11 protein-coding genes are annotated in these 13,269 nt (G+C 46.0%); 4 read left to right on the top strand and 7 right to left on the bottom strand.

The genetic code is table 11. The annotated features are described in order from the left end of the window. Window positions 1-1,272 (top strand): response regulator, encoded by a 1,272-nt coding sequence (locus JGK36_RS30480; protein ID WP_293182174.1) that lies wholly within the window; start codon window positions 1-3, stop codon window positions 1,270-1,272. 284 nt (window positions 1,273-1,556) lie between these two features. On the opposite strand, the gene JGK36_RS30475 is transcribed toward JGK36_RS30480, so the two are convergent. Beyond that, window positions 1,557-2,303: an SIMPL domain-containing protein gene (locus JGK36_RS30475; protein ID WP_293182172.1), complete on the bottom strand. Its 747-nt coding sequence runs from the start codon at window positions 2,301-2,303 to the stop codon at window positions 1,557-1,559. 301 nt (window positions 2,304-2,604) lie between these two features. On the opposite strand from JGK36_RS30475, the gene JGK36_RS30470 reads away from it, so the two are divergent. The 3 genes from JGK36_RS30470 to JGK36_RS30460 all read left to right on the top strand — a co-directional run bounded on the left by JGK36_RS30470 (window position 2,605) and on the right by JGK36_RS30460 (window position 6,458). Beyond that, complete coding sequence (locus tag JGK36_RS30470; protein ID WP_293193206.1) at window positions 2,605-2,988, top strand: YkvA family protein; 384 nt, start codon at window positions 2,605-2,607, stop codon at window positions 2,986-2,988. 302 nt (window positions 2,989-3,290) lie between these two features. Next, on the top strand, window positions 3,291-5,636 hold the full coding sequence (gene pcrA, locus JGK36_RS30465) for a DNA helicase PcrA (RefSeq protein WP_293182168.1): 2,346 nt from the start codon (window positions 3,291-3,293) through the stop codon (window positions 5,634-5,636). A gap of 216 nt (window positions 5,637-5,852) precedes the next feature. Next, the gene (locus tag JGK36_RS30460; RefSeq protein ID WP_293198977.1) at window positions 5,853-6,458 is read left to right on the top strand and encodes a hypothetical protein; all 606 of its coding nucleotides are present in this window, start codon (window positions 5,853-5,855) and stop codon (window positions 6,456-6,458) included. 455 nt (window positions 6,459-6,913) lie between these two features. Here the strand turns inward: JGK36_RS30460 and JGK36_RS30455 are convergent, their stop codons facing one another. The 6 genes from JGK36_RS30455 to ilvB all read right to left on the bottom strand — a co-directional run bounded on the left by JGK36_RS30455 (window position 6,914) and on the right by ilvB (window position 12,755). Further along, on the bottom strand, window positions 6,914-7,114 hold the full coding sequence (locus JGK36_RS30455) for a hypothetical protein (protein WP_293182164.1): 201 nt from the start codon (window positions 7,112-7,114) through the stop codon (window positions 6,914-6,916). 488 nt (window positions 7,115-7,602) lie between these two features. Then, on the bottom strand, window positions 7,603-8,979 hold the full coding sequence (locus JGK36_RS30450; protein WP_293198976.1) for an FGGY-family carbohydrate kinase: 1,377 nt from the start codon (window positions 8,977-8,979) through the stop codon (window positions 7,603-7,605). Between the two features lie 279 nt (window positions 8,980-9,258). Continuing rightward, entirely contained in the window at window positions 9,259-9,546 is a 288-nt protein-coding gene (locus tag JGK36_RS30445; RefSeq protein WP_293198975.1) for a DUF433 domain-containing protein, read from the bottom strand. A 149-nt stretch (window positions 9,547-9,695) separates the two neighbouring features. Next, a complete protein-coding gene (locus JGK36_RS30440; RefSeq protein WP_293182156.1) occupies window positions 9,696-9,905 on the bottom strand; it encodes a type II toxin-antitoxin system HicB family antitoxin in 210 nt (69 codons plus the stop codon). A gap of 15 nt (window positions 9,906-9,920) precedes the next feature. Continuing rightward, on the bottom strand, window positions 9,921-10,190 hold the full coding sequence (locus tag JGK36_RS30435) for a hypothetical protein (RefSeq protein WP_293198974.1): 270 nt from the start codon (window positions 10,188-10,190) through the stop codon (window positions 9,921-9,923). A 729-nt stretch (window positions 10,191-10,919) separates the two neighbouring features. Next, entirely contained in the window at window positions 10,920-12,755 is a 1,836-nt protein-coding gene (ilvB, locus tag JGK36_RS30430; RefSeq protein WP_293193861.1) for a biosynthetic-type acetolactate synthase large subunit, read from the bottom strand. Window positions 12,756-13,269 lie beyond the last annotated feature (514 nt).

The following is a 13,269-nucleotide window of genomic DNA, read 5'->3' as shown; positions in this document are numbered from 1 at the left end:
ATGCTTGAGTCTGATAAAAAATTTATTTTGATAGTAGATGACAGTGCCACCAATTTGTCTGTGCTGTCGCAAGCCTTAAAAACAGCAGGCTACAAAGTGCGGGTAGCCGTGGACGGAGAATCGGCGCTCGTTATGCTAGAAAAATGTCCGGTCAATCCGGCAAAAAACTTTTTTCCAGAACTAATTTTGCTAGATGTGCAAATGCCGGGAATCGACGGCTTTGAAACCTGTCGCCGAATTAAAGAGAACCAGCTAACAAAGGCAATTCCAGTCATTTTTATGACTGCTTTAGCAGATGCCGAAAGTAAGATGAAAGGATTGTCATTAGGTGCGGTGGATTACATCACAAAACCTTTTGAACAAGACGAAGTAATTGCGAGAGTTAACATTCACTGGCGGCTCAAAGAGTTGACCGACAATCTGGAACAGCAAGTTACAGAACGCACTTGCGCTTTACAAAAAGCCCAAGTCAAGGTAGTGCAGCAAGAAAAACTGTCCGCCCTGGGACAACTCGTGGCGGGAGTCGCCCATGAAATTAACAACCCGCTGAGTTTTATGGTCAGCAACATTGCGCCTGCAAAGGAATATCTTACTGAGATTACAGAACTTCTTAGCCTTTATCAAAAATATTATCCTGAACCTCCATCAGATATCGCTAGCAAGATTGAAGACATAGATTTGGAGTTTGTGATCGAGGATTTTTCTCACTTGTTAGATTCCATGGAAGTAGGCACTGAGCGCATTAAAGATATTTCGCTGTCGCTGCGAAACTTTGCTCGTTCGGATGGAGATACTGTGAGCGCGATTGAGCTGCACCAAACTCTAGATAGTACGCTGTTGCTGTTAAAACACCGACTCAAGGATCAAGGATGTCGCCCCGCCATTGAAGTTATCCAAAACTACGGTGAATTGCCCCTAATTAAATGCTATCCCGGCCCGATGAACCAAGTGTTTATGAATTTGCTGGCAAATGCGATTGATGCTGTGGAAGAGGCTTGGGAAAAAGACCAGCGTCCTCTGAATATTACGATTAGTACGGAAGTTTTGCGCGAAAGTGCGATCGTCCGAATTGCGGATAACGGGTTGGGAATGACGGAGGAGATTCAACAACATTTGTTTGAACCTTTGTTTACCACGAAAGCGGTTGGTAAGGGCACGGGGCTGGGATTGTCGATCGCTAAGCAGATTGTGAGTGATAAGCACGGCGGTCAATTGTTCTGCAAGTCTATCGCCGGGAAAGGTACTGAATTTGCGATCGAACTTCCTATTTAATTTTATAGAAGAAGGAAGAAGGAAGAAGGAAGAAGGAAGAAGGAAGAAGGAAAGCAATGGTTTCAGCTATTAATAACTTCCTAACTGTGTCGGCTTGAAATCAAAGCCGATGATATCGGAATTATAGCCGAGTGCGAGCGTTCCCAATCGCGATCGATCGCGAGAGTGCGAGCAATTATTCTGAACCCTTACGAGGGATTATTCTGAACGCGAGCGGGGGGTTATTCTGAACGCGAGCGGGGGGTTATTCTGAACGCGAGCGGGGACGCTCGCACTGCACAACATCAATAGCTAATTTGCAAAGTCACAGAAGCATTTACCTGCTGTTCCCCTCCTATCACCGGTGTTGGAAGAGCAATATCACCAGCAGCACGAACACCACCAAAATTCTGGTACACAGGAGGCGGTGCGGAAGCACCGTTGACTTGAATGCTGAGAATTTCTCCCCGCTTGAAGTTGAGCGCGTTTAAGACTGCATCTGCTTGCGATTGAGCGTCTTGAGTTGCTTTTTTGAGTGCTTGTTTTTGAGCTTGGGCGATCGCACTTTCGGTAGCTACAAAGCTCACACCTTGAATTCGGGTTGCTCCGGCGCTCACTGCATCGTCTAGCAAAGTGCCAGCAGATTGAGTATTGATACGAAAACTGACGGTATTTGTAGCAGTATACCCTATTAATAAGCGCTGTTGGTTGTTTTCGTAGCTGTAATTCGGGTTGAGGGAGATGCCGGTAGTTTCGAGTTTTTGTACTTGGCGCGATCGCAGTAACTCTACCACAGCGGACGATCGCTTTGCCGCTTCCTGCTGCACCTCGGCCGCCGTTTTTCCCTGCACCTCAACCCCCAAATACACGAAAGTTTGAGTTGTCGGAATCGCTTCCACACCTCGCCCAGTAACCGTTAGCGTTCTGATCCGCTGTTCTTGAGCCTGTACCGGATCTAATCTCACAAAACTAACGAGAGTTAAGGTTAAACATAACGCTGTTAGCAGACTGCGGAAATTGATTCTAGTATTGCGTTGCAAATTTGAATTCATAAACTCGATGCTCCTCACATACAACAGATGATATACTTGACCTTCGCACTGGAATTGCTAAAGATTCAGCCTGTTACGTTTTTAGCAACTAAAAATTTTAGTCATTAGTCATTAGTCATTAGTCATTGGTGCATCTGGGTTTGGCAAATATATCTGTAGGGGCGAAGCATGACCGCAGTGAATATGAAATTATAACTAATAACTTATATGCGGTCATGCTTCGCCCTCTTCAAAACCCAGATGCACCCTTGGTCATTAGTCATTAATCATTGGTTATTAGTCATCAGTCATTATTTTTTATATGCAATCCTTAAAACAAGCTGCCCGCCAACTCAAAAAAGAGACTTACGCTGTTTATTTAGCCAGTACAGACCAAAGAGTACCTTGGTACGCGAGAGTTTTAGCAGGTGTTACAGTTGCCTATGCCTTTAGCCCGATCGACTTAATTCCCGACTTCATCCCAATTCTCGGCTACTTGGACGATTTAATAATTGTACCATTAGGAATTTGGTTGGTAATCAAGATGATTCCGCCACAAGTTTTAGCCGAGTGTCGGGAAAAAGCAGCCGCGGAAATAGAGCGAGGAAAACCGATAAATAGGACAGCCACTGCTGTAATTATTGCCATCTGGATTAGCTTGGGAATATTAGCTGCTATTTTGCTGAAACAAATATTGAAACGTTAGAATACCCGGCGGTTGAAACCGCGGCTATACAGACAAAACCCGAGCTCAGAGGGGTTGAAGAATAAGCAGTGAAAATTATCTTATTTTATTCAGTCCGCGAAGGCGGACATGGTTTGTGTAGACGCGGTTTCAACCGCCGTCTTATGGCGGACATCGTTTGTGTAGGCGCGGTTTCAACCGTGCGTCCGATATTCATGATATTATATTGTAGGGCGATCGCGCCTGACCTTAAAAAAACTCCCCGTATCAAACACTAAGTATTATTTATCCCTTAAAAAAATCCCAGAACTAACTATCCAACTATGACTCAAACTACCGATCACCTCAGCCACCTCAACCCATCCCAGCGCCAAGCAGTCGTCCATTACAACGGGCCGCTGTTAGTAGTAGCAGGCGCCGGTTCCGGGAAAACCCGGGCTCTAACTTACCGCGTAGCTAACTTAGTTCGCACCAACCGAGTCGATCCTGAAAATATTCTAGCGGTGACATTTACCAATAAAGCCGCTAGGGAGATGAAAGAAAGAATTGAGAAATTGCTGGCGACTCAGCAAGCTGAAGCGGAATATGGCAAACCTTTGGCAGATTTAGCGCCGGAAATACAGACGAAATTGCGATCGCAAATTTACCACAGAATTACCAAACAGATTTGGATGGGGACTTTCCACTCTCTGTGCGGCCGAATTCTCCGCTACGACATTGAGAAATATCAAGACGAAAAAGGCCGCCAGTGGAAGAAGAATTTTTCGATTTTTGACGAGTCAGATGCTCAAACTCTCGTCAAACAAATCGTTACCAAAGTCCTCAACCTCGATGATAAGAAATTTGACCCGCGCAAAGTTCGCTACGTCATCAGCAATGCTAAAAATAAAGGTTGGTCACCTCAAGAATTCCTCGCCGCCGAACCGGATTACAGAGGGCGCGTAATTGCCGATGTTTACAGTCGCTACCAAGATGCTTTAGCAGCTAACAACGGCTTAGATTTTGACGATTTAATTCTCGTTCCAGTTAAACTATTATCCCAAAATGAGCAAGTATTAAATTATTGGCATAGAAAGTTTTGCCATATTTTAGTAGACGAATACCAAGATACTAACCGCACTCAATACGATTTGATTCGGATGTTAGTCACGAATAACGTTGACCCGAAACAGTTTGATAAATGGCAAAATCGCTCAATCTTTGTCGTGGGTGATGTCGATCAATCAATTTACAGTTTTCGGATGGCAGATTATACTATCTTGCTGGAATTTCAAGAAGATTTTGGCGATGGTTTGTCGGACGAGAAGACTCAGACAATGGTAAAATTAGAGGAGAATTATCGATCGCGCGAAAACATCCTCGAACTCGCCAACCACTTGATAGAACACAATACCGAACGCATTGATAAGGTTCTGCGCCCGACTCGCGAACCCGGAGCTCCGGTTGTGGTGTGGCGCGCTGACAACGAAATAGATGAAGCGCAATTTGTAGCTGGTCAAATTCAAACGCTGAAGCGCCAAAACTCCGAATACGAACACGGTAGCAACTTTGCAATTCTCTACCGCACAAACGCTCAATCTCGCTCCTTTGAAGAAGCGTTAATGTACTTAGATATTCCCTACAATATTGTCGGCGGGCTGAAGTTTTACGATCGCAAAGAAATCAAAGATATCTTAGCATACCTGCGAACGATCGCCAATCCCGACGATAGCGTCAGCCTCAAACGCATCATCAACACTCCCCGCCGCGGCATTGGCGACACCACATTTGGTAAAATCGAAGAGGCTGCAACTCAGTTGGGGATTCCGTTGTGGGAAATTCTCAGCGATGAGTCTTCTGTAAATACTCTCGCAGGGCGATCGGCAAAAGCGATCGTTAAGTTTGCCCAAATGATCGGTAATTGGCAACAAAAACTTGAAACTACGTCCGCGTCACAAATTGTCCAAGGAATTATCGAAGATTCCGGTTACATTGACGATTTGAAAAACCAAGGAACCGAAGAAGCCGAAAATCGGATCGAAAACGTTCGAGAATTGTACAATGCGGTGATCCAATTTGAAGAACAAAACGAAGAACCGACCCTCACATCATTTTTAGCAAAAGCATCTTTAGCATCCGATTTAGATGACTTGAAAGAAGACGATTCCCGCGTATCGCTGATGACGCTGCACTCAGCCAAAGGGTTAGAATTTCCCGTAGTCTTTCTCGTCGGAATGGAACAGGGTTTATTTCCCAATTTCCGCAGTTTAGATGACCCAAAGGCGATCGAAGAAGAACGCCGTTTGTGCTACGTCGGCATCACTCGCGCCCAGGAATTGCTATTTCTCACTCACACTCGCGAACGCCGCCTCTGGGGAGGATACCGCGAACACTGCACGCCTTCGCTATTTTTGGGAGAATTGCCAACACATTTGTTGGCTGGAAGTACGAAGAAAACTAAGACAGCTAAAACGGCTGCATCCCAGGGAAAAACTAATAATTCAGCAGCCCATTCTGGGAGTTCTCCATCAGAGTGGAAAGCTGGGGAACGAGTTTTTCATCATGCTTTTGGAGTTGGAGAAATTACTCACGTTTTGGGAGTAGGCGATAAAACTAATCTGGCAATTAAGTTTACAGGTTTGGGCCGTAAAATCATCGATCCGAGGACGGCGAAGTTGCAGCGAGTGTGATAGAAAATTCGTGTCGGCGGGTTGAAGAAGACCCGGCGGTTGAAACCGCGTCTATACAGGCAAAACCCGCCTCCGCGGGTTGAAGAATGGACGGTAAAAATGCGATAAAAATTACGTTTTTGTCTTCAGTCCGCGGAGGCGGACATCGTTTGTGTAGACGCGGTTTCAACCGCCGGATTTTCTAAGTAAAAAGCAGAAATCAAAACATAAACTCTTATGTCTTACAGTCAATTTACAACGATCGGCAAAGTTAAAGAAGCCTTCAATCTCACAGTAGTGGAAGGAATCAGATTTTTGCCGGAAATTGAGCCGATCGCACCTGGAACAGCCTTGCAGACCATGCTGGAGACAAATTTGCCTTGGGCGATCGCCACCAGCACCGAAAAAGCCCGTTCTGAAGCCATTATCAACCCTGTCTTGCTGGAAGTTCGCAGGATTCTCAACCAACAAATCAGCGTGTTTTCGGGTGAGGAATTCAATGTCGATGCTGCTGTTGGACTTACAGGAGTCTGCGATTTTCTGATCAGTCGTTCCCCCGAACAATTAGACATTGAAGCCCCAGCCATTGTGATGGTAGAAGCTAAAAAAGGAGATTTGAAAGTAGGTTTGGGGCAGTGTATTGCGGAAATGGTGGCGGCCCAGAGGTTTAATGAAGCGAAAGGGCGATCGATCTCAGCCATCTACGGTAGCGTTTCCAGCGGCACAGCTTGGCGGTTTCTCAAGCTAGAAGGGCAAATAGTGACGATCGATCTTAGCGACTATCCCCTACCTCCCGTCGATCGAATATTGGGATTTTTAGTGTGGATAGTACGCCAAAATTAGCATCATATCAAATCTGCTTTTCTCTGAACAGGCAAGATGCCTGTTCCACAAAGAGTGAATTTTTTTGTGGAACAGGCATCTTGCCTGTTGCTAAAAGACTTATTAAGAATGATACAACATCTTATATCTTATTCGTCGGCAATTTCAACCATTACTAAGGATCGCGAATTAAATAACTTACAATTTTAATTATTGTGGGATGGGCGTCCCGCCCGTCCAGAAAAGACGGGCGGGACGCCCATCCCACAAATATGTGTAAATTATTTAATTTCTATTACTAAACAACCAAAGTCCGAACAGAAGGGGACTCAAAAGAAATAATTCAAAGCTATCGCGTAGGAAACCTTCTGGCTTAACAGTCAAGATGCCTGTTCCACAATAAAATTTACTCTTTGTGGAACAGGCATCTTGCCTGTTCCTAAAATACTTATTAAAATGATCCAACATCTCATATCTTATTCGACTACCTGAGATTCCACACGCCTGTATTTACCCGCCAAACGTTCTCGACGCTGGCGGCGGTTGTCAGCTTCAAATATGGCAATCGCTTCATCTAACTTCAAATTAAAAGCGTCCAACTGTCGGCAGACTTCACGGATATTTTCAACGTGTCGCTTTCTGGTTTCAGCATCGGGGATTCTAGGTTGTTGATTCATCGTAAGTTCCAATCCATTTTGATTTCTTGAATGCTTGCTGCTGAGGCATCGACAATGGCCTCTCCGTCTTCTATCGTTCCATACAGAAAGTTTGCAGTTGACAGTTGACAGTTCACAGTTGACAGTTACAGATTACGGCAATCAAACCGTTTATGCTGTGGGTTCTCGTCTCCATTCATCAGGTTATTTATGCCCTCACCGATGTGGCGGTTCCCATAACACAATATATCAGAATCTTTGCTTCCTCTCATTTCATTTTTAATCAAGAGCGATCGCACTTCTAAGGAATGAAAATTAAATAACTTAATAATTTGATGATTCTTGTGGGATGGGCGTCCCGCCCGTACAGAAAGGACGGGCGGGACGCCCACCCCACAAAATTGTGTAAATTATTTAATTTCTATTCCTAATTTACCACCTTTAAACCTAACTAAAAGCATCCAGGTTATAATCTCCCGCATCGATCCGTGAGGTCACTTTCTTCAATCCTAAAATCTAATATCTAAAATTGATTCACTTCCTTGCTTCGCCAATAACGCACTTCCATAGGCAGCGGCAGTATGAATCGGCGTTTGAACAGGCACTTTCAAATAACGCTGACGAATCGCACTCCAAACCAGATTTTTGGCGCCGCCGCCAGCAGTATAAACTTTAGTCAAAGGAGTTGCACCGAATTCTTGCAATAATTGATATCCCCGCGCTTCAATCCGCGCGATGCTTTCTAGCAAACCGTGCAGAAATTCCACTGAATCAGTCGGACGCGGTTCGAGTTGTGGCGGCAAATTCGGGTCATTAATCGGAAAGCGATCGCCATTTTTCAACAACGGGTAATAATCCAGCAAACTCTCTTGCTCTGGATCGATTTGTGTGCTATAATTATCCAATTCAGCATCTGTAAAAAAGTGTCGCAGCACCGCACCTCCCGTATTAGAAGCACCTCCAACTAACCACAAATCGCCTGCCAGGGCGGGCACGGGGGCACCGCCCCTACAAAGGGGGGGGAAACGATGGCTGTAAATTCCGTATCTCGAATCATCTACGCGGGTATGACTTAACAGTTTCACAGCTAAAGTTGAACCGAGAGAAGTTACTGCTTCCCCCGGTGAATTGACACCGCTTGCTAAAAAGGCTGCGATGCTATCGGTTGTGCCAGCATAAACTGTACAATGGCGTGGAAATCCGAAGCGATCGCCCACTTGAGCCCTCAATTCCCCTACAGGCGTGCCCGGTGCGACAACTTGCGGCAATTTAGGCGTTACAGCGCCCGCAATTCCCTGGATCAGCCAATCGGGATAGCACAAAGTATCAACATCGAAACCGAGTTTTAAAGCATTGTGATAGTCGCTAATTCCCAATTTTCCGTGCAGCAAAAACGCCAACCAATCGGCTTGATGCAGGAAATAAAGCTTCTCAATAACAGGCAAGATGCCTGTTCCACAAAGACTGAATTGTGTTGTGGGGTGGGCTTCTAGCCCGCCCTCCTGCCACCAGAGGAGTTTGGCGAGGCTGGATGTGGCGCTTAAGACTGTGTGGTTGGCTGGTGCGATCGCCCGTAACCTCTCTGTCACCGCTGCACCGCGCGCATCGTTGTATAAAATCGGTTCGCAGACTGGTACACCGTCAGTATCGCACAGCATGACTGTGGAGGATGTGCCATCAAGGGCGATCGCGCTTACCTGATTGCAGATGGTTGCGGGGATTTGCTCAATTACAGCCGAGAGTGCATTTTGCCACACCGAGGGCAATTCCGGCTGTTGTGCGTTGGCAAAAGTGCATTCTGTCTCGCAATGGATTGTACCCTGGGAGTCAATGATTGTCGATCGAGCGCCCGTAGTACCGAAATCTATTCCCAAATAAAGATTCATTTATAGCAGTTGACAGTTGACAGTTGACAGTTGACAGTTGTTGTAGGGTGTGTCGCCATTGAAAATCCCTCAACACAAATCGACAATCGAGCGAGCGACGCACCTGTGCATAGACGTAAAGTAGTTGTAGGGTGCGTCGCCCTTGAAAATCCCCCAACACAAATCGACAATCGAGCGAGCGACGCACCTGTGCCTAGACGTAAACTAAGCAAACCAAACAATTCTTTTGTAGCCAAACTTTTTCTAAATCATCTAAATATAAACGAATTTGGCTCAAGATTAACTCTCCCCTTTGCATCCATTAGCTAAGCGATCGTACTCAGCTTCTTCCGCCGCAATATCAACATTTATCTGCTCTTGATTTGCGTAGTAGTAAGCGAGTGCTCCATGAACTTGGGCTAAATTTAAGTGAGAAATTTCAGCAATAATTTCTTCTGGACTCATCCCCATCTTGTACCAAACGGCGATTCGCTGAACGGTGATTCTAGTTCCTGCGATGCGGGGGCGATTTCCACAGGTTTCTGGTGTGGAAATTATCAGAGTGCCAATATCAGTTAAAGTTGGCATATATTTGAATCTGAGGTTAAAAATGTCAACTTAATTATAGCATAGGTTTATTATCATTTCAAGGCTTAGGTATGGGGGCGAGAAACCCGGTTTCTACGACTTTTGTGTTGAGTGACGATAAATATAGCAAGAAACCTGGTTTCACCAGATTATCGTGCTTCGACATATTCACATAGCGTAGTTGGTTCGGGAATGGGTAAACCTTCCTCTCGCAATCCTTCTAAGTGAAATTCGATCGCTTCTTTAATTTGCTGCTGTACTTCTGCAAGGGTTGCGCCTGTGGCTGCACATCCGGGTAAATCGGGCGCGTAAGCTGAATAGTTATTCGGTGTTTTTTCGATCAGAATGGCATAACGCATTATTCAGCCTCGACTTTAGAGTAGATTATCTTTGAGAAGTTGAGCTTTGACATCCTCTAGGCTAATGCCTTTTCCTTCTCGAAATTGCTGGCGAGACTTCCTAACTCTTTCTTTAAATAGGGGATGATTTTCTAAATCGTAATCAAAGGCATCATCTTCATCAGAAAAACCCCGCAATACACCGATCGCCTTTCCTTCTTTCAAGATGATAATGTCTTCTGCTTCGGCAAGTTTCAGGTATTTTGAGACATCTGTTTGTAAGTCGGTCAAAGTGACTGTTTTCATTATCTATTCCTCCGTTGGTTCAGTAGTTTTTCCTTCACGCAACAGCCATTGGGCCGCTTGTGTTCTAGGAACAATTACGATAATTTATACAATATTGTACCGAACGTCATAGAAAATACGAATTTCATCAACTCTCAGGCGATATTGCGGTTTATCCATCTCCCGCAAGCGTTTAATTCTGCTTTTGCTTTCTTGGCTGGGATTGTGTAGGAGATGGGTTTCAATTGCATCGATTACTTTACTACGATCGGTTTATCTGAGACGTTTTAGGTCTTGCAAAGATTCGGTTGTAAACTCTATTTTATAGGGCATATCTAAGCTGTATGTATTTTAATTTGTATAGCCAGACGGGTTTTGGAATAGGCAATCAGGGTTTAGACACTGGCTCATAAAATATGCTTAGAGATTACAGATTAAAGCTCTCGATGCGATGCCAGCGGACATGGTGTTAAATGTCAAATAGCAGAGCCGGGTAAGGACACAGCATTGCCGATATGTGTCAACTTAACCCCAAAACCTTTGTATCTCTCGCTTTTATCCGAGGCCCGATCCCCCTAAATCCCCCTTAAGAAGGGGGACTTTGAGATCGCTCCGGTTCCCCCCTTCTTAAGGGGGAGTAGGGGGCAAGCTAAGGGGGGATCTGGCCTTAGGAATAAACAGCAATCTCTGACTACGTTTGACCTTAAGTTGAGACTAATAAGCAATGCCTAAGTCCCCACTCAAAACTCCTTAAACTTTTGTCCCGCACTCAGGACAAAACTTATTACTCGAAACATTCTTCGCGCCGCAACTCGGACAATAAATCAACTCCGCAGATTCCAATTTACTCCGTTCGGGTAAACCAACCATTTGAGCATTACTCTTACCTGGAACTACCATCGGATAGCAGTTTTCGTCCCTCGTCACCTTCACGTTCATCAGCACTGGGCCGTCGTGAGCAAGCATTTGCCCGATCGCACCCTCCAACTCATCCGGCCCTGAAACCAGCATCCCCTTCACGCCGTAAGCCTCAGCCAGCATCACAAAATCCGGCATCCCCACAGTCATGTTCGAGGACGAATAACGCTCCCCATAGAACGCTTGCTGCCACTGCCGCACCATTCCCTGCCAACCGTTATTTACAATCACAATCTTGACATTAATGCCGTATTGTGCTAAGGTTCCGAGCTCTTGAATATTCATTTGGATGCTAGCGTCGCCAGCAATACAAATCACTTGCTCGTTGGGTAGCGCCATTTTCGCGCCCATCGCCGCCGGCAGCCCGAAACCCATTGTTCCCAAACCAGCGCTGGAAATCCAGCGGCGCGGCCCGTTGTTTAAGAATTGAGCCGACCACATTTGATGTTGACCTACATCCGTTGTGTAGTAAGCATCCGGCGCTTGAGTCGCCAACTCCGAAATCACCTGCTGGGGAGACAAAATATCGGGGTAGTGAGGCACAACTAACGGATAATCCTGTTTCCAGCGATCGATCCTGTGCAGCCATTCCCCAGTTTGTCCGGCAGTTCCCGAAACACCAGTTTCCCGACAGCGGCGCAGCATATCCATCAAAACTTGCCGGACATCTCCGACAATCGGCACGTCTGGGCCGCGATTTTTGCCGACTTCCGCCGGATCGATATCGATGTGAATCACCTTCGCCCGCGCGGCAAACTCGTCTAGTTTTCCCGTTACTCGATCGTCAAACCGAGCTCCGACAGCAATCAACAAATCGCACTCGGTAACGGCAAAATTAGCATAAGCAGTGCCGTGCATCCCCAGCATTTTCACAGACAGAGGATGGTTTTCATCAAATGCACCTTTGCCCATCAGCGTTGTCGTGACAGGTAATTGGAACATCTCGGCGAGTTCCTTAATTTCCTCGTGGGCCCCGGCTGCGATCGCCCCGCCGCCCACATACAGCAAAGGACGCTTCGCTTCCTTCAGCAACTCAATCGCTTGATTAATCTGCCGAGGATTTCCCTTGACTGTCGGGCGATAGCCAGGAATTCTCACCGATCCGGGTGTCACGGGGAGATAGTCAAACTCTTCTAAACCAACATCCTTGGGAACATCAATCAACACCGGGCCCGGGCGTCCCGTACTCGCGATGTGGAAAGCTTCAGCGACAATTCGCGCCATATCTCTCGGATCGCGCACTACATAGGAATGCTTGACAATTGGCAAAGTAATGCCGTAAATATCAGTTTCCTGAAACGCATCAGTGCCGATCGCCGGACGGGGCACTTGACCGGTAATAATTACCATTGGGATAGAATCCATGTGCGCCGTCGCAATCCCCGTCACCAAATTAGTTGCACCCGGCCCGGAAGTCGCGAAACAAACCCCAACTTGTCCGGTAGCGCGGGCATACCCATCGGCTGCGTGGGCTGCTCCTTGTTCGTGCCGCACCAGAATGTGTTTGATCCCGCCACTTTCTTCAGCGCGGTAGAGTTCGTCGTAAAGCGGCAGAATTGCGCCGCCGGGATAACCAAAAATATGCTTGACACCGTGGCGGATCAAGCTGTCAATCAGAGCAAATCCACCAGTTGCACGTTTAACGGCGACTTTAGTTTTTAGTTGCACAGAATTTCTTTCCTCAAACTAATTATGTTTTTTAATGAAAGCTTTTATAACACTTTAATCTCAATAATCAAACTCTGAAAATTTAACTGCTAATATTTTACAAAAAGTTTCGCGAGCGATGTGCGATCGTCGGGAAATATTGCTAGTGCGAAGTGTGGCTTCAGCCCCTCAACGTAGTATCCGTTTAAAATCCCCTCGCCTTTAGGCAGAGGGATCAGTCAAACTTTTAACTAATACGAGTGGGAAGTCCGGCACTCTATCCGCTTACAGGATGAGTGACGGGATGAAAACGAGCAGCAAACAAATTGAGCGATAGCGAATCCATGATAGGATCGAAATAAGCGGGGATGATAAGAGTAGCCGTGGTGGGCGAACTTTCCGTTGTATAAAGGCTAGACACCACCTATCAGTTTCAGACTGGTAGCCCCAAAATCCCTTTCTTGCCGTAAAAGAGCTGATGGATGGGTGAAAAAATCAACAATTCTACTCCTTGGGACACAGGGAGTCTGCCGGA

The sequence above is a fragment of the Microcoleus sp. PH2017_35_SFW_U_B genome (genome assembly GCF_020737865.1).
Taxonomy (GTDB): domain Bacteria; phylum Cyanobacteriota; class Cyanobacteriia; order Cyanobacteriales; family Microcoleaceae; genus Microcoleus.
This window is presented reverse-complemented; position numbering and strand designations above follow the sequence as displayed.